Origin of the sequence: uncultured Parasphingorhabdus sp. (assembly GCF_963975735.1) — a bacterium.
Classification (GTDB): Bacteria; Pseudomonadota; Alphaproteobacteria; order Sphingomonadales; family Sphingomonadaceae; genus Parasphingorhabdus.
Window position 1 is genome coordinate 25,590 of record NZ_CAXBIA010000011.1, and the last position, 22,978, is coordinate 48,567.

Consider the following 22,978-nt stretch of genomic DNA (forward strand, 5'->3'; position numbering starts at 1 on the left):
CCACTTGCCGGCCTGTAATTGCATCCGGATTATCATTTCGGCTATAGCCACAACCAGCCGACCTTGCCATAGACCGCAGGTGCAAAACAAAGCCCTCCCCTTTCCGATCGGTCGCACCGAACTCATCATCATGATGGCCAGCCTGATGTCGCTGAACGCGCTGGCGATCGATATCATGTTGCCTGCACTCGGATTGATCTCCGACGATTTTGCCCTGCCCAGCGTCAACGACCGGCAATGGACCATCACCTCCTATATTTACGGCATGGCGATGGGCTCTATTTTATACGGTTCGCTCGCGGATCGATACGGGCGCAAGCCGGTGTTGCTGGTGACCATCGCCATATATACGCTGTTTGGCATTCTCTGCGCTCTGGCCTGGGATTACCAATTGCTGCTGATCGGGCGGTTCATCCAGGGGCTCGCCGCCGCGGCAATGGGCGTATTGGCAAACAGCATCATCCGCGATCGCTACGACGGCGATGCAATGGCCCGGTCCATGTCCACCATCATGATGGTGTTCATGATCGTCCCGATCACAGCGCCCCTGGTCGGACAGATGATCCTCCACGTCGCGCCCTGGAAGGCGATATTTCTGGTACTTTCCACCGCCGGACTGGCCACATTTCTGTGGATAATGACGCGGCTCCCCGAGACCTTGCACCCCGACGACAAGACGCCGATCAGGGTCAAATCCGTCGCCTCTGCATGGTATAATGTCATTTTCAACCGCAACAGCTTTGGCCATGTCATCGCCAGCGGCCTGATGATGGCCCCGCTGTTCGCCTATATCGCTTCGGCCCAGCAGATATTTTTCGACATATTCGATGCAGGCGAGATTTTTGCCTATATTTTCGCGCTGAATGCCGGCGCGATGTCGGTCGCCAGCTTCACCAACTCGCGGATCGTCATGCGCTTCGGCGCGCGCCGTGTATCGCAATCCGCGCTGATCTTTTTCATCCTGGTTTCGATAGTCCATTTCATTCTTGCAGAGGCTGACTTGCTCACCATGTGGTCCTTTACCGCGGTGCTGGTGCCTTCGATGGGAATGGTCGGTTTCACCGGAGCCAATTTCAGCTCCATCGCGATGCAACCGTTCGGAAAGACCGCCGGCGTTGCCTCCTCCTTCCAGAATTTTACCCGCACCGGCCTGTCGGCGATGATCGGCGCAGCGATCGGACTGCAATTTGACGGCACCATCCTGCCACTGGCCACCGGCTTCATGGTCTGCGGCATCGCATCTCTGGCGTTTATTTTCTGGGCCGAAGAGGGCAAATTGTTCCGCCGCGTTCAGATTGGTGTAACCAGAGACGCTCTAGCAAAGATTGACAGTCTATAGGCGAAAGTTGAAAATGCCGGCTGCGCGCAGAGGAGCACGACCATGTCGATTCTTACCCCGATGAAACTAGCCTTTGGCCTGATCCCCGCCGCCATGATCTTCGCTACCCCCGCGCTGGCCGCAGATTCGATCCACGGCGACTGGATCACCCAGGACCGCGATGCCATCGTCAAGATTTCCAAATGTGGCACCACGGTTTGCGGCCGCATCCATAAATATCTGGTGACCCCGCCCAACGGCCCCGGCCAGAAGGATGTCAACAATCCCGACAAGAAGCTGCGCAATCGCACCTTGCTCGGCATGGCGATATTGACCGGATTCACGCCGGACGGAAATATCTGGCGCGGCAAGGTCTATGATCCGAAAACCGGCAAGAGCTATCGCTCGGAAGTCAGCCTGAACTCGGCGAACAGTCTGAAAATGAAAGGCTGCGTCGCCTTTTTCTGCCAGGGCCAGAACTGGACCCGGGCGAAGTAATTCTTCCCCGGCTAGCGCCAGAAAGCAAGGCGCTCGCGCTGTTCTTCAGTCCTCGACCCTTGGCCCGTTGCGACCTTCCAGCCACCGGTCCTTCAAAGGCACGTCTACCCAGTGATGGCGCTCGCTTTCCCAGACACTGCGCGATGGCGGCGGCAGGTCATCACCTTCAAAGCAACCGACGGCAATCCCTACAGCATCGGTGTCAAACGCCGCCACCCAATAGACGGTTGTGCCGCAATCCGGACAGAAACGGTTTTTGAACGGCTTGCCGCTTGTCCCCGTCCTGACATAGCCGTTTGAGCTTCCCGAGATATTGCATGTATCCGCCTTGAAATAGGCTCCAACCCCATAAGGTGCCCCGGTCCTCTGCTGACAGCCGCGGCAGTGGCACATCACCACAGCGAAGGGCTCACCCGTCGTTTCGATCCGCAACTGGCCGCAATGGCAATGGGCATTTCTGACGGTCATGCGGGCCATTACTCCATCTCCGCAATCCATCGGCTGAGCAACGCGACGCCCTCGTCATGGACGATCGACCGCCCGACTTCCGGCATGCTGATGCCCGGATCGAGGCTGTTCAGCCGGTAGATCATGATACTGGCGTCCGGATCGCCGGGCGCGATGTCGAAATCATGGGTGCCGCTGCCCCGCCCCGCCGCAACCGGCCGCTTGTTGATCCCGATGCGGACCGGCATATTCTCTTCATAGGTCAGGAACAGACCGGAGTTGCTCGCCGATCCGTTGATATTGTGACAATGGGCGCAATTGACGTCGAGATAGCCGCGCGCGCGGTCGTCCAGCGGCGCGCCGGTCTCTCCCCAGACCGGCACGCGATATTCGATCTTGGGTTCTTGATCGATCAGGCCGAGTTTCGCGAATTCCGCCAGTTGCCCGTCATGGGTGAGATTGCGGGCCTTCGGTCCGACCGGGACAACCGCGTCGGATAAAGCATGACATTCCTTGCACTGGTTCTTGTTGGGAACGCCATAGCTGATCGAGCGCTTTTTACCCGACGGATCGATGAAGGTGACCGGAATGCGCGCCCCGGCGACCTTGAGCACCGCCTCGGTCTGCTCTTCATTCCAGACATAGGGCAGTGCCAGCCAGCCATCGGCGCGGTGGAGCAACACCCTTGTCTCGAGCAGCCGCGGCTTGCCGTCAATCTCGTAGCCGAAGCTCTTGATCAACGCCGATCCGACCGGAAAGTCGATCATTCCGTCGCCATTCGCCTTGGCCTGCTGGCCCTCCGGCACATAGATGAACCGGTATTTCTCCGCATAATCGGTGAACAGAGGCGTGTTGAGCGAATAAGGCACAACCCGGTCATTGGGTTGCCACGCCGACGCATCCTTGAAAAAGCCATAGTCCGACAGGCTGCGCGGCAGACCATCGGACAGGATCACCGCATCGGCGACACCGGCAGGTTCGCTGGCCCCCGCCGACAAAGCCAGCACCGCCATCGCACAAGCAGATACCAGCAACCGCATTATCGGATCGCGGCTTCCATCGCCTCGGGCAGGACAACCGGTTTCAACTGGCGACCGTCAAAGGGCTCGGTAGCGCCTGCGGACAGCGCCGGTTTTGCCTCGGTCAGCGGCTGGCCGGGTCTGGTCAGGCCCAGCGTCATGACCGGAACATCATCTCCGATCAGGATATTTTCGCCGGTACCATCCTCGATAATCGGCGGAATCGCGCCACCAAAGGCCGCTTTCAACAAATCCCCTCCGGTAAAGGCCGGTTTATAGCCTGCCCGGCCATGATTGTTCTCGAAAACCCGGACGCCAATCGGCTTCGGATTATAGTTCGGATCATTCTGCCCCTTGGTATAGGAGACAATCAGGATATTGCCGGTGCCATTTTCGGCGATAATATTGTCAAACACCTCGACCTCGTAATGCGACATCACCATGATGCCCATGCCGGTGGGCACGCTGGCGACAATATTGCCTTCGGGGGCGAAATTGGGGGTGTTGTTGTCGACCACGATATTGTCGAACACGCGGACGTTGCGGCCGCCCTGTTTGGGAATATTCGGCAGATCGAAGACCAGGATCCCGCCGGTATTGTTGACCGCGATATTATTATAGACGTCGGCCCCGATGCTATTCTCGATCTCGATCCCGGCGACATTATATTTGGCCACGCTGTTGCGGACGATGATATTCTCCGACTGGCCGACATAAATGCCCGCGTCGGAGGAGCCTATGGTGGTGACGCTGTCGACCAGTACGTTGGTGCTCTCGACCGGATAGATCGCATAAGCACCATTTTCCGGATGCGGCCCGCGGGTCCATTCCACCCGCAGTTTGTAATAGACGATATTGTCCGCACCCTTTGACTTGATACCGTCGCCTTTGCTGTCCTCGATCGCAAAATCGCGCAGCACGACATGATCCGAGGTCACCAGCAGGCCTTCCCCCGCCCCCAGTTGTCCGGCAAAATTGAGCACCGTCTGGTCCAGGCCAGCCCCGCGCACGGTCACATTATCGACATCAAGCGAGAGGCCGTCGACCAGATCAAATCGACCGGCACCCAGTTCGATGACATCGCCGGGCTCGGCCAGAATCAGGGCTTCCTGCAGCCGCTCCTGGGCATCAGCGCCCGGGGCAACGGCGACGGTTTTTGCGAGTGTCGGAGCGCTCAGGCATAGCGCGGTGGCGACCATTAAACTGCGTATCATATCTCTCTCCTCGAGGAATGGAGGATAATGCCGCAAAAACAGGTCGATGCCAAGAGCATTGACATCAATGTCAGTAAATTTGAAAAGCCGGGACTAGTCCTCGGCCAAAATCCATTCAATCGCCGCGTCGGCATGAATCTCGGTGCTGTCATAGATCGGCAGGATATTCGCCTTGGTATCGACGATCAGATCAAGCTCGGTACAACCGAGCACAACCCCCTCAATCTCCTGTTTGGCAATATTGGTAATATAGGTTTTCATCGTCCGTTCGGACTCGCGCTTGACCTGGCCGAACATCAATTCTTCATAGATGATCCGGTCGATCTCCTCGACCCGCTCTTCGTCGGGCGGAGACAGGGTAATGCCCTTGCCGACCAGCCGTTTACGGTAAAATCCTTCGGTCATCACGTTGCGGGTCCCGATCAGGGTCGCCGACTTGATGCCATCGGCCACCATCTGGTCGCCGACGCAATCAGCGATATGCAGGATCGGCACACCCACTTCGGGTTGCACCCGGTCATAGATTTTGTGCATCGCGTTGGAACAGATCAGCACGGCGGTCGCGCCGCTATTTTCCAGACGCTTGGCCGACCGGGTCATCAGACCAGCGGCGGCATCCCAGTCATCGTCCGATTGCAGACGGGCGTAATCGCTGAAATTGACGCTCTCGATCAGCATATGCGGGCTGGAGAAGCCGCCCAGCCGCTTTTGCACGATTCGGTTGATCCGCGTATAATAGCTGGCGGTCGATACCCAGCTCATCCCGCCAATCAGGCCAATTTTCCGCATTAAAGTTCACATCCCTGAAATAACCGAGCCCGGCATCTAGAGTGCCTTGACTATTTCCTCGCACATTTTCTTCGCATCGGAAAGCAACATCATGGTCTGGTCCATATAAAAGACTTCATTGTCGACTCCGGCATAGCCGACGCCGCCCATCGACCGTTTGACAAAGAATATCGTCTTGGCTTTTTCGACATCGAACACCGGCATGCCATAAATCGGCGATCCCTTGTCGGTTTTCGCCGCGGGATTGACCACGTCATTCGCGCCGATGATGAACGCAACATCGGCCTGGGCGAATTCACTGTTGATATCTTCCAGTTCGAACACTTCGTCATAGGATACATTGGCTTCGGCGAGCAGGACATTCATATGGCCCGGCATACGACCCGCCACCGGGTGGATCGCATATTTGACGCTGACGCCCTGTTCTTTCAGCATATCGCCCATTTCACGCAAGGCATGCTGCGCCTGCGCCACGGCCATGCCATAGCCTGGAATGATGATCACGCTCTCGGCCTGTTTCATCATATAGGCGGCATCTTCCGCCGATCCGCGTTTCCACGGCCGGTCGATCTTGGCTGCGCCATCGCTGCTCGCCGCTTCGGCACCAAAGCCGCCGGCGATCACGCTGATGAAGCTGCGGTTCATCGCCTTGCACATGATATAGGACAGGATCGCACCGGACGAACCGACGAGAGCGCCGGTAATGATCATCGCGGTATTGCCAAGGGTAAAGCCCATGGCCGCTGCCGCCCAGCCGGAATAGCTGTTCAGCATCGACACCACGACCGGCATATCCGCGCCGCCGATCGGAATGATCAGCAGGAAACCGATCAGGAAGCTGAGGCCGACGATGGTCCAGAAGATCGCGCCCGTACCAACGGTCGGCGCAATCGCGAAATAGGCGGTCAGTCCGATGATCGCGCCCAAGACGCCCAGATTGATGACATGCCGTAAAGGCAGCATGATCGGCGCGCCCGACATATTGCCGTTAAGTTTCAGGAAAGCGATGACCGAACCGGAGAAGGTAATCGCACCAATGGCAACGCCAAGCCCCAGCTCGACGCGGCTGACGGTCAATATTTCACCCGTCGCGTCCATTATGCCAAAGGCACCGGGATTGAGATAGGCAGCGATACCGACCAGCACGGCAGCGAGGCCGACCAGCGAGTGGAAAGCGGCAACCAGCTGCGGCATATCGGTCATCGCGATACGGCGCGCGGTGAAGAAACCGATCGCGCCACCAATGGCAATGGCACCGGCAATTTCCGGCAGGCTGGCAATGCTGTGGGTCCACAAGGTCGTGACCACGGCAATCAGCATCCCGAGCATGCCGAAACGGTTGCCCGTCCGGCTGGATTCAGGTGATGACAGGCCGCGCAAAGCGAGAATGAAGAGGACACCGGCGACTAGATAAGCGGTGGCGACCCAGGGGTTTACCGGCTCGCCGGACGAGGCAAGCGCGGGAGAAGCCGCGAATAATGTCATCCCGGCGAAGGCTGGGATCCAACCCGCTATCGATGCGATACGGTGCCCTTGGTTCAGGCCCCAGCCTGCGCTGGGGTGCCGATCAAAAGAAGCACCCATTATTTGCGCTCCTTTTTCTTGTACATCGCGAGCATCCGCTCGGTCACGGCAAAGCCGCCAAAAATATTCACGCTCGCCAGCACGACACCGACCAGACCCAGCCATTTGGCGGTCTGACCACCATCAGCCTGCGAACCCGCCGCCGCCGCAATCAGCGCCCCGACAATGATCACCGAGGAGATAGCATTGGTCACCGCCATCAGCGGCGTGTGCAAGGCCGGAGTAACCGACCAGACGACATAATAGCCGACAAAACAGGCCATCACGAAAATTGATAAGATTGAGATAAAGTCCATAGCTAACCCCTATTTCGCCAGAAGGCGCTCGTTCACAACCTTGCCATCTTTGGTCAGGCGTATGCCAATTGTTACCTCGTCGTCATCGGGCAGAACCGGCCGCTTGGCCTCTTCGTCCCAGTAAGCGCTGAGAAAATTATAGAGATTGCGCGAGAACAGGGCCGAGCTGTCGGCTGCCATGCTCGACGGCATATTATTCGCGCCGATGATCTTGACGCCATGCTTCTCGACAACTTTGCCGGCGACCGCGCCTTCGACATTGCCGCCCTGCTCTGCTGCCAGGTCGACGATCACGCTGCCGGTGCGCATGGTCTTGATCTGCGCGTCCGAAATCAGACGGGGCGCAGGGCGACCGGGGATCAACGCAGTGGTAATCACAATATCCTGCTTGGCGATATGGGCGGAGACCAGCTCGGCTTGTGCCTTCTGATATTCCTCGCTCATTTCCGTGGCATAGCCGCCGGTGCCTTCGCCTGCGATGCCTTCGACCGATTCAACAAATATCGGTTTCGCGCCGAGCGATTGAATCTGTTCCTTTGTCGCGGCCCGCACGTCGGTCGCGCTGACCTGGGCGCCAAGCCGTCTCGCGGTGGCAATCGCCTGCAGACCGGCAACGCCGACCCCCATGATGAAACAGCGCGCGGCGGAAACCGTGCCCGCTGCGGTCATCATCATCGGAAAGACGCGGCCATAATGGGCGGCGGCTTCGAGCACCGATTTATAACCCGACAGATTGGATTGCGATGACAATATGTCCATCGACTGGGCGCGGGTGATCCGCGGCATGAATTCCATCGCCAGCGCATCAATGCCCAGCTTGGCATAAGCATCGACCCGTTTGCGCTCGCCGAAAGGATTGAGGCTGGCAACCAGCCACGCGCCTTTCTTGATGCCTTTCAGTGAAACCGGGTCGGGGCCCTGCACCGCAAGAACGATGTCGGCGTCTTTCAGGACGGCCGCGCGCGTTCCGATTGTCGCCCCCATATCCTGATAATCCTTGTCGGAAACCGACGCAGAAATACCCGCTCCCTTTTCCACGGTTATCGAAGCGCCGAGAGCGATAAATTTCTTGACCGTTTCTGGCGACGCGCTGACACGCTTCTCGCCATCGGCGAGTTCCTTCAAAACCGCGATTTTCACAGTATATTCCAATCAGTTAGGATATGAGTATAACCACCAACGTCGCGACAAGAACGGATCCGATTGTTCCGATTTTCAGCAGTGACAGGAAACGGTTGTAGGATTCCTCAGCTGCGCCAAAATTATCATTCGATGTCATGACTTCCCCATTTTTTCATATTCGTTCAAAACTGGCGCGATGTGTAACGCTATATTAGCTGCTGCTCAAGTCTTACCCACCGTCATTTTGGATAGAAAATTTATCCGTCCTTTAATCGGCTCTTTACCGGTTGGCGCTATTGATATGCCTCATTTTGGGACAATCGGGATAAAAATGGCACAAAACGGCACTAAACTACTGCTGCTCATCGATGATGAGCCAGCGCAATGCCGGTTGATATCCGCGCTGGCCTCACGGGCCGGTTTCCGGACGATCTATGCCCGCGACGCGGAAACCGCGATTGCGACACTGGGCACGCAGGACGGGATGATGCTCGACGCGATCATTCTCGATCACTGGGTGCCGGGTTCCGAAGCCACCGAACTGATCGCCGAACTGAAATCGCGCCGGCCAGCCTTGCCGGTCCTGATGCTGACCGCCGTCGGCTCGATCTCCGAGGCCGTCGATGCTGTACGCGCAGGCGCCACCGACTATCTGATCAAGCCGGTCGCCCCGGAACTGATGCTCAAGGCGCTCGATGCCGCAGTCGAATCTTCGAAAGATGATGGCGAACTGCGCCCGCTCACCGAGAAAATTTCGGTACCGCTCGAATTTGAAGAAATCGTCGGCGCAACACCTGCGTTCCGTACCGCCTTGGCAATCGCCGCCAAGGCTGCCCGCGCCCGGGTTCCGGTATTGATCGAAGGCGAAGGCGGGGTTGGCAAGGAAGTCATTGCCGACGCCATCCACGCTGCCAGCCCGCGTTCCAAACAGCCGATGCTCAAGCTCAATTGCGGAGCGATCACCGGCAATCTGCTCGATTCAATCCTGTTCGGTCACGAAAAGGGCGCCTTCACCGGCGCGTTTGACCGCAAGATCGGACTGCTCCAGCAAGCCGAAGGTGGCACGATTTTCCTCGACGAGGTCGACCGGATTCCACCCGAAACCCAGGTCCGGCTGCTGCGCTTCCTGAAACATTCGGATATTCAGCCTCTGGGCAGCCCGAACAGTTTCCAGCTCGACGTCAGAATTATCGCGGCGACCAATCGCAAGCTGCAACGGGAGGTCGAGAAAGATAATTTCCGCGAAGATCTCTATTATCAGATGAATGTCGTCCAGCTCACCATCCCGCCGCTCCGCGACCGGACCGGCGACATTCCGGCACTGGCGCGGCACTTCCTCGCCCGCCTCGCCCTGCAGCCGGGCCTGCGCAGCCTTGGCATTACCGACGAAGCGCTGAATCTGCTGCGCAGCTATCGCTGGCCGGGCAATGTCCGGCAATTGCAAAGCGTGCTGTTCCGCGCCGCGGTCATGTGCGACCGCAATGCCCTGACCTGCGACGAATTTCCGCAGATCGCCTCGTTTGTCGCCGAAACCGGGGATGACGGCTCGCATCTGATCAGCAGCCCGGAAGGTATCGGCATCACGCTATATTGCGAAGACGGCAATTTGCGGCCACTGGAAGAAATAGAAGCCGACGTGATCCGCCTGGCCATCGGTCATTATCGCGGCCGGATGACCGAAGTTGCACGGCGACTGGGTATCGGACGCTCGACTCTCTATCGCAAGCTTGCCGATCTGGGCATCGATAACGCCGCGTAAATCCGGCTTTTTCTTGTTGGATCATATGTTGGACCCTGTTGGATTTGACATTTTCGGCCAATGGCAAATGCGGGAAATCCAACATCGCCATTGATGTTTCGCATCGCGGGCCTTAAGTCTGCTTCCATGAAAAACATGCTTCCAAATCTTCCAATCGGCGCAGCCCTGACGCTCGCTTTGCTCCTCTCCGCCTGCGGAAAACAGGAAGCGGTGGGCGATGTTCCATCCAGCGAAGAACTTGCAAAACAGGCGGATGCGGCGAGCGAGGCGATCCGTCAGGAAGCGGCGGAGGGCGATGGTGCGACAGCAGAGGTCGACCTCACCAGCATGGAAAGCTATGCCAACGCCCTGCGCGGCTACACCATCATGGTGCCGAGCGGCTGGACCGTTGATAAATCGGCGAGCGACGACAATGGCCAAGTATATACCGAAACGGCGAGCGGCACCAAGCTGGCTGTCAGCTGGGTGGAAAATCGCGAAGATGCCGCCTGGAGCAAAGCGGTCCAGGCGATCGAGGACGGCAATGACGCCATGGAGGGCGCGCCGGTCGGCAAGAATGAATATCGCGCTTCGGGCATATTGACCAACGGTCTGAAATCCAGCCAGCGTCTGCTCCGCAAGCCCGATGGCACGATGGTGCAAGCGGAAATCACCTATGCCGCCGATCAATCCAAGTCGACGGACGCGCTGGCCGCGACAATCCTGGACAGCCTGACGCTGAAATAGCAGCCTGGCGGCGGAACCTATCCAAAGTCTGCTATTTGCCTAGCGGTTGAGCTTGGCACCCAGAAAACTCGGCATCGGGCCGTTCCAGCCGTCATCGGTACCGTCGTCATTGCTATCCTGAACCACAGGCGGTTTTTCTTCGCGGACCTTGGCAGCGCGGGCCGGCTTCTTCGGCGCGTCTTCTTGCCGTGGCGGCTTTGGAGCCTCGTCTTGCTGCGCCTTTTTCGGCCGGTCATCCTGCCGTGGTTTCTTGGGTGCATCATCACGCCGTGGCGCTTTTGATTTTTCCGAAACCGGCTTGTCCGACGCGGATTTCGCCGGAGCCTTGTCAGTCGGCATATTGCCGCCCTTGCTGCCCTTGCGTTCGGTGCGGACCGGAATTGTCATGCCGGTCAGCTTCTGGATACTATCGACATGTTCCGCATCGCTGCGGGTCACAAAGGTGATCGCAACGCCGGTGGCACCAGCGCGGCCGGTGCGGCCAATCCGGTGAATATAATCATCGGGATGCCAGGGGATATCATAATTGATAACATGGCTGACGCCTTTGATGTCCAGCCCGCGAGCGGCGACATCGGACGCGCATAAAATGTTGATTTCGCCGGACTTGAAACGGTCCAGTTCCGCGAGACGCGAGCTTTGATCCATGTCGCCATGAATCTGCCCGGCATCAAAGCCGTCCTTGCGCAGGCTCTGGCAAAGATCCCGAACCTCGGTCTTGCGATTGCAGAAAATGATCGCGGTATCGACGCCTTCATGATCCAATATGTCGACGATCAGCTTGCGCTTGGCCTTCGGAGCAACCTCCATCAGCGACTGATCGATCGAAGTGTTGGCCGTTGCCGGACGAGAGACCTCGATATATTTCGGATTGTTGAGAAACTGGTCCGACAATCGCTTGATTGGCGGCGGCATCGTGGCCGAGAACAGCATCGTCTGACGCGTCGCCGGCAATTTCGAACAGATCGATTCGATATCGGGAATGAAGCCCATATCGAGCATCCGGTCCGCTTCGTCGATGACCAGCAATTCGCAGCCAGACATCAAAATCCGTCCGCGATCGAAAAGATCCATCAACCGGCCGGGTGTCGCAATCAATACATCAACGCCCTTTTCGAGCGCCTTGATCTGGTCGCCCATGGAAACACCGCCGATAAGCAGCGCCATGCTGAGATTATGGTTCTTGCCATATTTCTCGAAATTCTCCGCAACCTGTGCCGCCAGTTCGCGGGTCGGCTCAAGGATCAGCGACCGCGGCATCCGTGCGCGCGACCGGCCATGCGCCAGGATGTCAATCATCGGCAGCACAAAACTCGCGGTCTTGCCTGTGCCGGTCTGGGCAATGCCGATGATATCTTTCATCATCAGTACGGGAGGAATGGCTTGCGCCTGAATCGGCGTCGGTTCGTCATAGCCAGCTTCGGCTACGGATTTCAGCAATTCTTCAGACAGGCCGAGATCGGCAAATTTCATAGTAGTTCCGGAAAAATATAGGATGCACCCTTGCATCCTGTCTTAGCCTTTCGGCCGTGCCGGGCAATGGTCGCATATCCCGAATTTGTCAAGCTTTCTCGCTTGATCTAGCGTCGCGGAACAAGTTCGCGAAATCGTTCAATTTCGCATTTGGCCCCGGTGCGCGAGTGCAGGATATCCCTCCCCGCACATATTTTTCCATCGCCCGACTTTTCCATGTAAAAACCGGAATAGAAACTGCGCGACGGACAATTCTCCTCGAGCTGCGCCCTGATCCGCTTGCGGTCCCGTGTCAGCAGGTCGAGATATTGATCCGCAAACATCTGTACCCCGAGAATATTGTCCATTGGCAGACATTTGCCTATTTTCTTTTCTTTGTAAGTCTGCTGCGGAATCTCTTGTGAAAAATCGGCTCTCGGCGCCAATGAACTGGGCCGCTGGCGCGGCACCCGGATGATCACCCGCTTTTCAATCCGGACCTGCGCATAGGCACGCGGTCGGGCTGACACATAGGTTCCAGCCGCGTCCGTGTCGGGAGACGAAATGTCCACCGGCTGAATTCCCCGCACATCTGGTACAGAGAGCAGCAATATCGCAAGAAGTGACAGGCTCACCGAAATCCCTTAATTAACCCTTGTCTTCGCTATATCAGCGGCGATTGAATATTGCATGAACTGACAACTTATCATCTATTGTGTCGCCTTGCGCCAATTTGCCGATCTCGATAGCCCCTGCAGGGCTTCGACCATCATAAGGCGAAATAGCAAAGCGACAATGCAGGAGCGAAAATATGTCGAAAACGCCGAAATGGCAGGAGCAGATGCAGTCGGTTGTCGGCACGAAGGGCTTTACATGCGCCGATGATGATATGGCACCCTGGCTCACCGACTGGCGCGGACATTATACTGGTGCGGCGATGGCCATGATCTCTCCTGCAACCACGCAGGAGACAGCAGATATATTGAAGATCGCGAATGAAAACGCGATATCGGTCGTTCCCCAAGGTGGCAATAGTGGCATGGTCGGCGGCGCTACGCCTGATGCCAACGGCCAGTCGATCCTCCTGTCACTCCGCCGGATGAACCAGATTCGCGCGATAGCCCCGGAAGACCAATTGGTGTTGTGCGAGGCCGGCGTCATACTCCAGAATCTGCACGATGCCCTCGCAACAGAAGGACAGAGATTCCCGTTAACCCTCGGCGGCAAAGGGTCCGCCACGGTCGGCGGGCTGGTTTCGACAAATGCCGGCGGTACCCAAGTGTTGCGCCACGGAACGATGCGCGCGCTGGTGGCCGGGATTGAGGGTGTATTACCGGACGGCAGCATCTTCGACGGACTGGCAGCACTCAAAAAGGACAATCGCGGCTATGATCTGAAACAATTGTTCGTCGGCGGCGAAGGCACATTGGGCGTCGTAACCGCCGCAACATTGAGAACCGTACCCGCTCTCGTTGATCGCTGCGTTGCCTGGGCCGCGGTCGGCAGCACAGATCAGGCCTATCAGCTATTCCGTTTTCTCAATAGCCGGGCGCCGCAATCGCTGGAAGGCTTTGAAATCATTCCCGAGACCTGCTTGGCTTCGGTGCTGCGCCACATCCCGGGCACCCGCTCGCCATTGGAAGGCGCGCATCGCTGGCATGTGCTCATCGAAATTGTCCGCGATCATCCGGAAGCACAAAATCCGAGGTCAGTGACCGAAGGCCTGCTCGCAACCGCAATGGAGCGGGATTTGATCGAAGATGCAACGCTGGCGGCCAGCGAACGGCAGGCGGAGGATTTCTGGAAGATCCGGGATTCCATCTCCGAAGCAGAGCGTGCCAACGGCCCCGCCCTGCAGCATGACATAAGCGTTCCGGTGCCCGGCATGGCCGGGTTTATCAACGAAGCATCGCCGATCATCGAAGCGAAATTCCCGGGCACCGAGGTTCTTGCATTCGGCCATATGGGAGACGGCAACGTCCATTTTCACGTGAAAGCCCCGCCGGGTGCACAATCACCGGACTGGCCGCGGGAATATGCCCAGAAGATAACCCCGCTGGTCCATGACCTGGTCATCGCAGCGGGCGGCTCGATATCGGCAGAACATGGTATCGGACAGAGCAAGCGCACGGAACTGGAGCGACTGTCGTCCGATGCGCGCCTCTCTGTTTTGCGCGCAATAAAAACCGCGATCGATCCAAAGAACATTATGAACCCGGGCAAACTCGTTCCTCTTGCGTCGGACCAGTCAGGCTCTTAAAGCGCAAGATAACTATTCGGCTTCAACAGAAATTTTTTCGGAGAATTTGACCATGGCGAGCACGTCGCAAGCGCAAGCACTACCAATGTTCTACAAAGACCTCGTCCCGCTCAACTCGAACGAGCATGCGAAATGGAAAGTCAAAGGACTCGACAACGCGTCCTTCATGCAAACGCAGCATGCCATTCCGATTACCTCGGATGAATTCATCAATGCCGCGCGCAGCTATCCGATCGTATTTTCGGTTGGTGAAAATAGTGTTCCCCTGATTCTCATGGGTCTGAACGAAGGCGTGAACACGTTCCTGGGCGACGATGGTAAATTCAGCGAACCGGCCTATGTTCCGGCCTACGTCCGACGCTATCCCTTCATGCTCGCGAAATTGCGTCCGGATGCAGAAGAGCTTTCGCTTTGCTTCGACCCGACAACCGATGCGATCGGTGATCACAAGGAAGGGGACGCGCTGTTTGACAAGGACCAGCCCAGCGAAACCACGAAGAATATCCTGAATTTCTGCGAGCAGTTTGAACAGGCAGGCCAACGCACCGGTCAATTTGTCCAGGAACTGGAGAAACTGGGCCTGTTGATGGATGGCGAAGTCTCCATTCAACAGACCGGCGTTGAAAAACCCTTCGTCTATCGCGGATTTAAAATGGTCAACGAAGAGAAATTGCGCGACATGCGCGGCGACGAGCTCCGCAAGATCAACCAGAATGGCATGTTGCCATTGATCTACGCCCATCTCTTCTCGCTACAGTTGATGCGCGAAGTTTTCGCAAGACAGGTTAGCGCCGGAAAAATGCCACAAGTGACGGAAGCGCCGACCGTTCCGGCCTAGCCGCAGCGCTGGCATCAGCCGCTTCCGGTTCGGTCGAACCGGGGCGGCGGGAGCTGAATAATATTCCGTTGATTGGGACTTGAAAGTCATTTCAATAGCGCCCACATAATATCCTGTATGGGTCTGCATCCCCCGATTGGATCCATGCAGGCATTTCTTTGAAATGCCACCTCCCTGAACCTTGGCCACCTCGCCTAACCGGCGAGGTGGTTTTTTATTGCGATTCTCTTATTCCGCTGCTTCCAGCTGATCGCGGGCAGACAGCTGTTCGGCGAGCATCGTGCAACAGTTCCGGATCAATTCCGCTACGGCCCCCGCTACGGCAATCGGCTCGCGAAGACTTTCATCGAGATACAGGGAACGGTCTACCTCGAGCTGCAATGCATGGATATTGCGCTGGGGCTTGCCATGGCGTTCCAGAATATAGCCGCCGGAATAGGGATGGTTTGCCTGAACTTGATGGCCCCCGCTCCGGAAATGGTCTGCGGCCAGTTCCGCATATCGCGATTCGCAGCTACGGCCGAAGCGGTCGCCGATAACAAAAGCAATCTGGCGGCGATTCTCGTCAAACACCGACGGCATGCTGTGCAGATCCAACAAGAGTGCGCAGCCAAAAGCGGATCGGATCTGCTCGAGAATATGCTCGACCATTGAATGATAGGGTTCGTGGTCCTGGTCTATCCGGTCCAGAACATGCTGATATTGCCACTTCTCCCGCCAGAGATTGCCAGCCCCGTGCAGACGCCGTGGCACAATGCCCAAGCCGCCCCTTACCTTCCTGCTGATCCTCGGTGCCTGTGCCGGATCCATCCCGACGACCATATCCGGATCGATTTCCGTGCGACTACGATTAAGGTCAACCCAAGCCCGCGGCTTCCGGGCAATGATCGCAGGAAATCCGGAAGTAATGGCCGACGCCGCGAGCCGATCGGCATAGCGATCTTCCAGCCGGAGCAGATGGGACGCCGGGACGTTTAGATTGTCGAGCAGCGCCGCCGGATATTCCCTGCCGGCGTGAGGCACGCTGACCAGCACCGGAAATTTCAACGCTTCGACATTGGTCAGGGAAAAGGCCGACACCGAGGGCAAATGTTGGTCAGGATCGACGTTAGTCATGTTCATTCCCTGAAACGCTGACACCAACCAGCAGAAAATTCATCGGCCTCGGGAAAAAATTAACCGATTTGCACTTATAGAGTGGCCTCGGCATAATCGCCGGTCTGAAATCAGACATATTCGGAAAGGCGCGACAAAATGATCAGGATTCTCCTCGCGGAAGATGAACAGGCGATGCGTGAGCATCTTACACGGGCTCTGGAGAAAGCCAACTATGAAGTTGTCGCTGTGGACCGCGGAACTGCGGCTGTTCCGTTGCTCGATTCGGAAAAATTCGACCTTCTTTTGACCGACATTGTAATGCCGGAAATGGATGGAATCGAATTGGCACAACATTGCGCCTCGGTCTGCCCGGAAACCCAGGTCATGTTTATTACCGGTTTTTCCGGCGTGACATTACGCGCGGGACAGTCGGTTCCGAAAGCAAAAATTTTGTCGAAACCCTTCCATTTGCGGGATCTGGTTCTGGAGGTTGACCGGCTGTTTGAACCGGACAGTATCAGCGACTTGAATTAAGCCTTGCGCCAGCCGAAGCGGCTGGCTAGACGGCCTCCAGCGTGGGCGTATAGCTCAGTGGTAGAGCACTTCGTTGACATCGAAGGGGTCGGGAGTTCAACTCTCTCTACGCCCACCATTTTCCGGAATAATTATTCGTCAGGCGGCAAGTGCCGTCGCCGTGCCAGTGTCCTGGCTCGGCGGATGGCCATACCAGCTTGTATAAGCGCGCGTGAAGGCGCTCAATTCACTATATCCCAGTTTCGCGGCTATTTCGGACAGATTTCGCGTCCCTTCGAGAAAATAGAGATGGCAGGTATCCCGTCTGACCTGCTCCAGCAACTGACGATAGGATATGCCTTCTGCCACCAATTTGCGGCGCAATGTCCGTTCTGCCATGCCAAATGTCAGGGCAGCAGCGTCAAGACTGAGCCCGGATTTGTCGAGGAGATATAATAGATATTGATAGGTCAGCTTCGCGAGATTCTCCCGTTCGAATCTGCCCCGTGCGAAGGCGGCCTTCTGGCTCCCGGTAGCGGAAACGATCGCTGGATTGTAACGCGGCAATGGCTTGGTCATCGCCGATCGATGATATTCGAGATAAGTGGACGGGCGATTGAAATGGCAGAAAATCGGCTCGCGCTTCGAATCGCCTTCCCCGAACCCCCTGAACCCTTCGGGCCGGGGGTGCGCAAAATGCACGGCCTTCACTGTACGGAAGCGACGTTCGGCCAGCGCTTCACCACAATAATAGATAAGTGCAAAGACGACATGGACAAGGTCGGACGAGACCTGCCTGTCATCGTTCCAGACAAGACGGTCACCGGAAGAGAGGGGCATGAGTTTTACGACCGGCTGCTCACCGCCCAATCCTTGCTCCGTTACCAGCTGGATCAGCGCCTCGCCAAAATTGGGCTGGAAAAAGGCAGCAAATCCAAGGTCGGAAAACCCCTGCGGAACCAACTGCTGCCCGATCGCCGAATGGATATCCGTTCGGTTGAGCTCTCCTCGCGCCGCGGCGCAAAGACTGGCAATCGAATCATCCCTCAGTTGATAGCCGGGATCTCGCAATTCCGCTTCAGAACATTGCAGCGCATTCAATAGCTGGGGCTTGCGCGCTTGGAGAGCATGGCAGCTGAGATAGGCGCGATATAGAAACTGGGCAGAGATCGTCAGATTTGTGGTTGCTGGATATACCATATTGCCAAGCTAGAGCGGAGAATGGAATATTCTCAACCGGCTTTCGACAAAGATGTAAAATTAGCGACGAAGATGTAAAATCGGGATCAATATATAAGCGAAAACAACATGTTCAGTAACGGATGACCGAGGCTCCCCAGGTAAATCCGCCGCCCATAGCCTCCAGAACCAGCAAATCTCCAGCCTTGATTCTACCGTCACGCACAGCGGCATCAAGAGCCAGCGGGACCGATGCTGCCGAAGTATTGGCATGTATGTCGACGGTCTTGATTACTTTTTCGGGAGGGAGATTCAGCTTCTTGGCGGTGGCATCCAATATCCGGGCATTGGCCTGATGCGGGACCACCCAGTCAACATTTTCGATCGATTCACCCGCTTCTTCCAGAACTTCTTTCAGGACCGAAGCCAGATTGACAACGGCATGGCGGAAAACCTCGCGGCCCTTCATGCGCAGCTTGCCAACCGTTCCGGTCGTTCCGGCTCCGCCATCAACATATAATAGCTGATTGTGCGCGCCATCGGCGTGCAAACGCGTGGCAAGCACGCCTCTTTCACCCTGTTCGGCCGAAAGCACAACCGCACCCGCACCGTCTCCGAAGAGCACACAGGTCCCGCGATCTTCCCAATCGAGTATGCGGCTGAATGTTTCTGCGCCGATCACCAGCGCATTTTTCGCGCTGCCTACCCGGATCATGCTGTCCGCTACCGAAAGGGCGTACAGGAAGCCGGAGCAGACCGCAGCCACATCAAAAGCAACGCAACCGTTACAGTCCAGCGCGTCCTGAACGATCGTCGCGGTTGCCGGAAATGTCTGGTCGGGCGTTGCCGTTGCGACGATGATCAAATCAATATCAGAGCCGGACAAGCCTGCGGCCTCCATGGCCTTTCCACCCGCTTCGATGGCCAGGCTGGATGTCGTCTCGTCATCCTCGGCAATATGACGGAATTTTATACCGGTTCGCTCGACAATCCATTCGTCGGTGGTATCGACCCGCTTCGCCAGTTCGGCGTTGGAGACGCGGGTTCGCGGCAAAGCTGAACCGGTTCCCTTGATAACCGAACGTGTGGCGGCAGCGCTCATTTCGTCACCTCTGTGACCGGGGCTGCTTCACTGATTTTTGTCAGATCTTCGCTGATGCGTTCCAATATACTATCCTCCACGAGACGAGCGGCAACTTCGACCGCATTGGCCACGCCTTTTGCATCTGCGCTGCCATGGCTTTTCACGACCACGCCGTTCAGACCAAGAAATACCGCCCCGTTATGATTGTTGGGATCGAGTTGGTCACGCAGCATTTCGGTCGCTGGCCGGGATATCAGGAACCCGATTTTGGAACGGAGGCTACTGAGAAAGCTTTGCTTGAGCAGATCGGTGACAAACCGCGCCGTGCCTTCCAGCGCCTTGAGGGCGACGTTGCCGGAGAAGCCGTCGGTCACAATCACATCCACCTCTCCGGTCGATATCTTGTCCGCTTCGGTAAATCCGAGAAAATTCATATGCAGGCCAGCGGCACCTTTCAGCGTCGCCGCGGCTTCCTGTATCGTGCCCGTACCTTTTGCTTCTTCGGTACCGATATTCAGCAGCTTTACCTTGGGCCGGTCAAAGCCGTGCATGATCCGGCTGTAGGCAGCGCCCATCACCGCGAATTGCACCAGATTCCGGCTGTTGCATTCGGTGTTGGCGCCGAGATCGAGCATGACGACATCGGTCTCTTTCATCGTCGGCAGCAGTGCCGACAATGCGGGACGGTCAATGCCCGGCATCGTGCGCAGCGCCAGCTTGGCGATGGCCATGAGAGCGCCGGTATTGCCAGCACTGACCGCAGCGCTAACCTCACCGGTCTTCACGGCATTGACGGCCATGCCCATGGATGTTGTCTTGGAATTGCGCAGCGCCTGGCCCGGCTTGTCGTCGCCGGACACAACATCCGGTGCATGCAAAATATCGGATGCCGCGCTGAGATTGGGGTGATCCTTGAGCGCATCTCTGATCTGCGCTTCGTCACCGACAAAAAGGAACTGAAAACCTGCATGGCGGTGCCGCGCGAGCGCAGCGCCTGCAACCATGACTCGCGGGCCTTCATCTCCGCCCATCGCATCAATCGCGATTCGCGGCCTCATTCCCACCAGTTATTCCCCTTGATTGCGCGTCAGAAGTCGAGAGACTAGCTGATTAAAGATCAGCGGCCAAGACTTCACGGCCATTATAATGGCCGCAGCTTCCGCACATATGATGCGGCCGCTTCAGTTCACCGCAATTCGGACATTCCTGATATGCTTCGACTTTCAAAGCATCATGAGACCGGCGCATACCGCGCTTCGACGGTGTAGTTTTTCTTTTTGGTACAGCCATTGCTAAGCCTGTTCTTTAAATTTAATATCAAATGCCTGCATCCAAGCCAAACGATCCAGTCTCCATATTGTTGGAGAATCACCTGGTTGAGGTTCAACAGATTGCACGCGAATTGGCGCGTATAATGAAATTCCTGTGCGTTGCAAGCATTCTGCTTCTATAGACGGCCTATAAATTACACATATTTGGGGGACAAGATGATTTTACCGATAACATTAACCGTAGCAGGCGCTGCGGCGCTGATAAATATCTGGCTGATGATCCGCGTGGGACAGGTCAGAAGCAGCGAGAAGGTCAGCATTGGCGATGGTGGCAATGAAAACGTCATCCGCCGCATGCGGGCTCACAGCAACTATATAGAAAGCGCGCCATTTGTATTGCTTCTCGTTGGCGCGATTGAACTGGCCAGCACAACATCCCCCACATGGCTCTGGATCGTCAGCGGCCTCTATCTGCTCGGCCGCATCGCGCATGGCGTCGGTATGGACGATGGCAAATTCGGCAAAGGCCGGATGATTGGTACGCTGATTACGATGCTGACATTATTGGGCCTCGGCATTTATGCGATCACGATTCCTTATCTGGGGGCGTAACGGGCTTGGATGGGAACAGGGTACCAAAAGAAGGCCCAACCAGCATCCTGTTAATTGAAAACCGTGTCTGATTTCACCAGATTGGAACTTGCTGTTCTCCGGTCCATTTTTGTTGAGACACCTCAATATGCAGATGGACTGGCGGCGCAGCTTGCGGGCGCTTCGGTTGCAGAACGTGAAAACACGGGCGGCGGATTTTTTACAACGATTTCCGTCGCTACTGCAATTCCGCGGGTATCAAGTCCTCGCGTGCTGGGTCACGAAATATATGCAAGCGTGGAAGGCTTGGCTGACGGCATGGGTTTTGTCTTGTTCATGGAAGACGGATATTTGAATCTGCTGGAAGGCTATGCCTTCGGGTATGAAAACACGGATTTATTGGACCTGACATCAGTCAAGTTTACCATATCCCACTCGCCAAATGACTAGGATATAGCGCCATTTCTCAGATCGAAGCGGTGTGGAGGCCCTAACGCGCCGCCAGCACGTCATCCGCGACAAACGCATTGGTTTTGCGTTCATAGCCGAACTGACTGGTCGGACCGTGACCGGGAATGAAGGTCACATCATCACCCAGAGGCCAGAGTTTCTGGGTGATCGCATCAATCAGGTCCTGATGGTTGCCGCGCGGGAAGTCCGTGCGTCCGATCGATCCCTGGAATATGACATCGCCGACCACCGCCAGTTTTGACGGCTGATGGTAGAAAATCACATGGCCCGGCGTATGACCTGGGCAATGGATGACGTCGAGCACGAGATCGCCAACGGTCACCTGATCCCCGTCAACCAGCCAGCGATCCGGAACAAAGCTTTTCGCTTCCATGCCATAGCGGGCGCCATCACCGTCCAGCTGGTCAATCCAGAACAGATCATCCTTGTGCGGACCTTCGATCGGGATACCCAGTTCCTCGGCCAGCATCCCCGCCTGCCCGCAATGATCGAGATGGCCGTGGGTGATGATGATCTTCTCCAGATCCACGCCATGCTCTTCTACCGCTGCCTTCAACCGGTTCAAATCGCCGCCAGGGTCGCTGAGCGCCGCCTTGTTGGTCTTGGTGCACCACAGGAGCGTGCAATTTTGCTGGAGCGGAGTGACCGGAATAATCACGGCCTTGAGGGGTGCATCTGTCATGTCAGACTATTTGGCGGCGCGATGCGCAACTTGCAAGGCCCCAAAATGGAGAGGTGCTACAACCGCCGTCCGGTCCAGACGACTTTACCGATGATGTTGACGCTTTCCGGGCTGACATCATCCCAGTCGGGATATTGCGGATTGTCGCTGCGGACCGACAGTTTTCCGGCAGGCCCCATGGCCACCCGCTTGACCAGAAGCACATCATCCATGCGCAGCACATATATGCCGTCGCGCAAGGGCCGGGAAGCAGCGCTGTGGTCGACCATGATGTCATCCCCATCACCCAGGGTCGGGTTCATGGAATCGCCGTCGACAGCAATCAGCGAAAGATTGGCGGGATCTATGCCAAGCCGCCTCAGCCATTTCGGGCCAAAGCCCATGGATTCAGCATATTCGTCATCCGCCAGAGATCCCGGACCGGCCGAAGCACCAACCTGCAATTGCTTGATCCGGAGCAGACCATCAGATCTGGCAGAGCGGGAACGTCTGGATTCGCGAACCGCAGGGGCACCGAGAAGATGCTCCTCCACTCCATAAAATTCCGCCAGCCGCCGCCGGTCTTCCTCATCCAGTTTTCTCGGTGAACCACGACGAATATATTGCTGGATATAAGCAGCATTTTTGCCGAGCATTTTCGAGATCGCAGCAAAATCATGACCGTTTTCACGGATCAGTTCTTCCAGGTTGGCGCGCGGGTCATCGGTCACAATAGCTGCATCCTATCCGCACTGGCCGAATTTGGCAATAGGATTTTTCCTAGACAT

Annotated in this window: 25 protein-coding genes and 1 tRNA gene; 10 read left to right on the forward strand and 16 right to left on the reverse strand. The window is 56.6% G+C overall.

Translation table 11 applies throughout. From position 1 onward, the window contains the following. The first annotated feature begins 79 nt into the window (after positions 1–79). Complete coding sequence (locus AACZ86_RS11960; RefSeq protein ID WP_339692870.1) at positions 80–1,339, forward strand: multidrug effflux MFS transporter; 1,260 nt, start codon at positions 80–82, stop codon at positions 1,337–1,339. 42 nt (positions 1,340–1,381) lie between these two features. Next, on the forward strand, positions 1,382–1,816 hold the full coding sequence (locus AACZ86_RS11965) for a DUF2147 domain-containing protein (protein WP_339692872.1): 435 nt from the start codon (positions 1,382–1,384) through the stop codon (positions 1,814–1,816). A 45-nt stretch (positions 1,817–1,861) separates the two neighbouring features. Here the strand turns inward: AACZ86_RS11965 and AACZ86_RS11970 are convergent, their stop codons facing one another. The 7 genes from AACZ86_RS11970 to AACZ86_RS12000 all read right to left on the reverse strand — a co-directional run bounded on the left by AACZ86_RS11970 (position 1,862) and on the right by AACZ86_RS12000 (position 8,305). Then, a complete protein-coding gene (locus AACZ86_RS11970) occupies positions 1,862–2,284 on the reverse strand; it encodes a GFA family protein (RefSeq protein WP_339692873.1) in 423 nt (140 codons plus the stop codon). 8 nt (positions 2,285–2,292) lie between these two features. Then, the gene (locus AACZ86_RS11975) at positions 2,293–3,303 is read right to left on the reverse strand and encodes an SO2930 family diheme c-type cytochrome (RefSeq protein ID WP_339692875.1); all 1,011 of its coding nucleotides are present in this window, start codon (positions 3,301–3,303) and stop codon (positions 2,293–2,295) included. Beyond that, positions 3,303–4,496 carry a parallel beta-helix domain-containing protein gene (locus tag AACZ86_RS11980; RefSeq protein ID WP_339692877.1) on the reverse strand — a complete coding sequence of 398 codons (1,194 nt, stop codon included), beginning with the start codon at positions 4,494–4,496 and terminating at the stop codon, positions 3,303–3,305. Before AACZ86_RS11980 ends, AACZ86_RS11975 begins: the two co-directional genes overlap by 1 nt. A 93-nt stretch (positions 4,497–4,589) precedes the next feature. Further along, on the reverse strand, positions 4,590–5,285 hold the full coding sequence (locus AACZ86_RS11985; RefSeq protein ID WP_339692878.1) for an amino acid racemase: 696 nt from the start codon (positions 5,283–5,285) through the stop codon (positions 4,590–4,592). A gap of 36 nt (positions 5,286–5,321) precedes the next feature. Next, entirely contained in the window at positions 5,322–6,770 is a 1,449-nt protein-coding gene (locus tag AACZ86_RS11990; RefSeq protein ID WP_339693009.1) for an NAD(P)(+) transhydrogenase (Re/Si-specific) subunit beta, read from the reverse strand. 98 nt (positions 6,771–6,868) lie between these two features. Further along, positions 6,869–7,165: an NAD(P) transhydrogenase subunit alpha gene (locus tag AACZ86_RS11995; protein ID WP_066743604.1), complete on the reverse strand. Its 297-nt coding sequence runs from the start codon at positions 7,163–7,165 to the stop codon at positions 6,869–6,871. Between the two features lie 9 nt (positions 7,166–7,174). After that, complete coding sequence (locus AACZ86_RS12000; protein ID WP_339692884.1) at positions 7,175–8,305, reverse strand: Re/Si-specific NAD(P)(+) transhydrogenase subunit alpha; 1,131 nt, start codon at positions 8,303–8,305, stop codon at positions 7,175–7,177. 313 nt (positions 8,306–8,618) lie between these two features. On the opposite strand from AACZ86_RS12000, the gene AACZ86_RS12005 reads away from it, so the two are divergent. Both AACZ86_RS12005 and AACZ86_RS12010 read left to right on the forward strand, forming a co-directional pair. Further along, positions 8,619–10,046 (forward strand): sigma-54 dependent transcriptional regulator, encoded by a 1,428-nt coding sequence (locus AACZ86_RS12005; protein ID WP_339692886.1) that lies wholly within the window; start codon positions 8,619–8,621, stop codon positions 10,044–10,046. 126 nt (positions 10,047–10,172) lie between these two features. Beyond that, on the forward strand, positions 10,173–10,772 hold the full coding sequence (locus AACZ86_RS12010) for a hypothetical protein (protein ID WP_339692888.1): 600 nt from the start codon (positions 10,173–10,175) through the stop codon (positions 10,770–10,772). A 39-nt stretch (positions 10,773–10,811) separates the two neighbouring features. Here AACZ86_RS12010 and AACZ86_RS12015 read toward each other — a convergent pair whose 3' ends face one another. Together AACZ86_RS12015 and AACZ86_RS12020 are read right to left on the reverse strand one after the other, a co-directional pair. Continuing rightward, positions 10,812–12,245, reverse strand: coding sequence for a DEAD/DEAH box helicase (locus tag AACZ86_RS12015; RefSeq protein WP_339692890.1), 1,434 nt, complete (start codon positions 12,243–12,245; stop codon positions 10,812–10,814). Positions 12,246–12,352: 107 nt separating this feature from the next. Further along, on the reverse strand, positions 12,353–12,859 hold the full coding sequence (locus tag AACZ86_RS12020; protein WP_339692892.1) for a hypothetical protein: 507 nt from the start codon (positions 12,857–12,859) through the stop codon (positions 12,353–12,355). 176 nt (positions 12,860–13,035) lie between these two features. Between AACZ86_RS12020 and AACZ86_RS12025 the strand changes: the two genes are divergently transcribed. Together AACZ86_RS12025 and AACZ86_RS12030 are read left to right on the forward strand one after the other, a co-directional pair. Then, positions 13,036–14,484, forward strand: coding sequence for an FAD-binding oxidoreductase (locus AACZ86_RS12025; RefSeq protein ID WP_339692894.1), 1,449 nt, complete (start codon positions 13,036–13,038; stop codon positions 14,482–14,484). Between the two features lie 52 nt (positions 14,485–14,536). Further along, positions 14,537–15,322 (forward strand): SapC family protein, encoded by a 786-nt coding sequence (locus tag AACZ86_RS12030; protein WP_339693011.1) that lies wholly within the window; start codon positions 14,537–14,539, stop codon positions 15,320–15,322. A gap of 228 nt (positions 15,323–15,550) precedes the next feature. Here AACZ86_RS12030 and AACZ86_RS12035 read toward each other — a convergent pair whose 3' ends face one another. Continuing rightward, positions 15,551–16,438 carry an N-formylglutamate amidohydrolase gene (locus AACZ86_RS12035; RefSeq protein WP_339692896.1) on the reverse strand — a complete coding sequence of 296 codons (888 nt, stop codon included), beginning with the start codon at positions 16,436–16,438 and terminating at the stop codon, positions 15,551–15,553. 138 nt (positions 16,439–16,576) lie between these two features. On the opposite strand from AACZ86_RS12035, the gene AACZ86_RS12040 reads away from it, so the two are divergent. Continuing rightward, positions 16,577–16,954, forward strand: a complete 378-nt coding sequence (locus AACZ86_RS12040; protein ID WP_339692898.1) for a response regulator — start codon at positions 16,577–16,579, stop codon at positions 16,952–16,954. Positions 16,955–16,997: 43 nt separating this feature from the next. Further along, positions 16,998–17,072, forward strand: a tRNA-Val gene (locus AACZ86_RS12045). 20 nt (positions 17,073–17,092) lie between these two features. Here the strand turns inward: AACZ86_RS12045 and AACZ86_RS12050 are convergent. The 4 genes from AACZ86_RS12050 to rpmF all read right to left on the reverse strand — a co-directional run bounded on the left by AACZ86_RS12050 (position 17,093) and on the right by rpmF (position 20,486). Then, positions 17,093–18,133, reverse strand: a complete 1,041-nt coding sequence (locus AACZ86_RS12050) for a helix-turn-helix transcriptional regulator (RefSeq protein WP_339692899.1) — start codon at positions 18,131–18,133, stop codon at positions 17,093–17,095. Positions 18,134–18,245: 112 nt separating this feature from the next. Further along, positions 18,246–19,214, reverse strand: a complete 969-nt coding sequence (locus AACZ86_RS12055; RefSeq protein ID WP_339692900.1) for a beta-ketoacyl-ACP synthase III — start codon at positions 19,212–19,214, stop codon at positions 18,246–18,248. Next, entirely contained in the window at positions 19,211–20,254 is a 1,044-nt protein-coding gene (gene plsX, locus AACZ86_RS12060) for a phosphate acyltransferase PlsX (RefSeq protein ID WP_339692901.1), read from the reverse strand. Before plsX ends, AACZ86_RS12055 begins: the two co-directional genes overlap by 4 nt. Positions 20,255–20,306: 52 nt before the next feature. After that, positions 20,307–20,486 (reverse strand): 50S ribosomal protein L32, encoded by a 180-nt coding sequence (rpmF, locus tag AACZ86_RS12065; protein ID WP_100093644.1) that lies wholly within the window; start codon positions 20,484–20,486, stop codon positions 20,307–20,309. 197 nt (positions 20,487–20,683) lie between these two features. Between rpmF and AACZ86_RS12070 the strand changes: the two genes are divergently transcribed. Together AACZ86_RS12070 and AACZ86_RS12075 are read left to right on the forward strand one after the other, a co-directional pair. Beyond that, positions 20,684–21,079, forward strand: coding sequence for an MAPEG family protein (locus tag AACZ86_RS12070; RefSeq protein ID WP_339692904.1), 396 nt, complete (start codon positions 20,684–20,686; stop codon positions 21,077–21,079). Positions 21,080–21,142: 63 nt separating this feature from the next. Beyond that, entirely contained in the window at positions 21,143–21,508 is a 366-nt protein-coding gene (locus tag AACZ86_RS12075; RefSeq protein WP_339692906.1) for a hypothetical protein, read from the forward strand. A gap of 40 nt (positions 21,509–21,548) precedes the next feature. On the opposite strand, the gene AACZ86_RS12080 is transcribed toward AACZ86_RS12075, so the two are convergent. Together AACZ86_RS12080 and AACZ86_RS12085 are read right to left on the reverse strand one after the other, a co-directional pair. Beyond that, positions 21,549–22,211, reverse strand: coding sequence for an MBL fold metallo-hydrolase (locus tag AACZ86_RS12080; RefSeq protein ID WP_339692908.1), 663 nt, complete (start codon positions 22,209–22,211; stop codon positions 21,549–21,551). 56 nt (positions 22,212–22,267) lie between these two features. After that, positions 22,268–22,846 (reverse strand): S24 family peptidase, encoded by a 579-nt coding sequence (locus AACZ86_RS12085; RefSeq protein WP_339693013.1) that lies wholly within the window; start codon positions 22,844–22,846, stop codon positions 22,268–22,270. Positions 22,847–22,978: the final 132 nt, after the last annotated feature.

Excerpts from the sequence above, each read along its gene's own strand:
- AACZ86_RS11965 (WP_339692872.1), top strand. The coding sequence starts at position 1,382 with ATGTCGATTCTTACCCCGATGAAACTAGCCTTTGGCCTGATCCCCGCC.
- AACZ86_RS11970 (WP_339692873.1), bottom strand. The coding sequence starts at position 2,284 with ATGACCGTCAGAAATGCCCATTGCCATTGCGGCCAGTTGCGGATCGAA.
- AACZ86_RS11975 (WP_339692875.1), bottom strand. The coding sequence starts at position 3,303 with ATGCGGTTGCTGGTATCTGCTTGTGCGATGGCGGTGCTGGCTTTGTCG.
- AACZ86_RS11980 (WP_339692877.1), bottom strand. The coding sequence starts at position 4,496 with ATGATACGCAGTTTAATGGTCGCCACCGCGCTATGCCTGAGCGCTCCG.
- AACZ86_RS11985 (WP_339692878.1), bottom strand. The coding sequence starts at position 5,285 with ATGCGGAAAATTGGCCTGATTGGCGGGATGAGCTGGGTATCGACCGCC.
- AACZ86_RS11990 (WP_339693009.1), bottom strand. The coding sequence starts at position 6,770 with ATGACATTATTCGCGGCTTCTCCCGCGCTTGCCTCGTCCGGCGAGCCG.
- AACZ86_RS11995 (WP_066743604.1), bottom strand. The coding sequence starts at position 7,165 with ATGGACTTTATCTCAATCTTATCAATTTTCGTGATGGCCTGTTTTGTC.
- AACZ86_RS12005 (WP_339692886.1), top strand. The coding sequence starts at position 8,619 with ATGGCACAAAACGGCACTAAACTACTGCTGCTCATCGATGATGAGCCA.
- AACZ86_RS12010 (WP_339692888.1), top strand. The coding sequence starts at position 10,173 with ATGAAAAACATGCTTCCAAATCTTCCAATCGGCGCAGCCCTGACGCTC.
- AACZ86_RS12015 (WP_339692890.1), bottom strand. The coding sequence starts at position 12,245 with ATGAAATTTGCCGATCTCGGCCTGTCTGAAGAATTGCTGAAATCCGTA.
- AACZ86_RS12025 (WP_339692894.1), top strand. The coding sequence starts at position 13,036 with ATGTCGAAAACGCCGAAATGGCAGGAGCAGATGCAGTCGGTTGTCGGC.
- AACZ86_RS12030 (WP_339693011.1), top strand. The coding sequence starts at position 14,537 with ATGGCGAGCACGTCGCAAGCGCAAGCACTACCAATGTTCTACAAAGAC.
- AACZ86_RS12035 (WP_339692896.1), bottom strand. The coding sequence starts at position 16,438 with ATGACTAACGTCGATCCTGACCAACATTTGCCCTCGGTGTCGGCCTTT.
- AACZ86_RS12040 (WP_339692898.1), top strand. The coding sequence starts at position 16,577 with ATGATCAGGATTCTCCTCGCGGAAGATGAACAGGCGATGCGTGAGCAT.
- AACZ86_RS12050 (WP_339692899.1), bottom strand. The coding sequence starts at position 18,133 with ATGGTATATCCAGCAACCACAAATCTGACGATCTCTGCCCAGTTTCTA.
- AACZ86_RS12055 (WP_339692900.1), bottom strand. The coding sequence starts at position 19,214 with ATGAGCGCTGCCGCCACACGTTCGGTTATCAAGGGAACCGGTTCAGCT.
- plsX (WP_339692901.1), bottom strand. The coding sequence starts at position 20,254 with ATGAGGCCGCGAATCGCGATTGATGCGATGGGCGGAGATGAAGGCCCG.
- rpmF (WP_100093644.1), bottom strand. The coding sequence starts at position 20,486 with ATGGCTGTACCAAAAAGAAAAACTACACCGTCGAAGCGCGGTATGCGC.
- AACZ86_RS12070 (WP_339692904.1), top strand. The coding sequence starts at position 20,684 with ATGATTTTACCGATAACATTAACCGTAGCAGGCGCTGCGGCGCTGATA.
- AACZ86_RS12080 (WP_339692908.1), bottom strand. The coding sequence starts at position 22,211 with ATGACAGATGCACCCCTCAAGGCCGTGATTATTCCGGTCACTCCGCTC.
- AACZ86_RS12085 (WP_339693013.1), bottom strand. The coding sequence starts at position 22,846 with ATGCTCGGCAAAAATGCTGCTTATATCCAGCAATATATTCGTCGTGGT.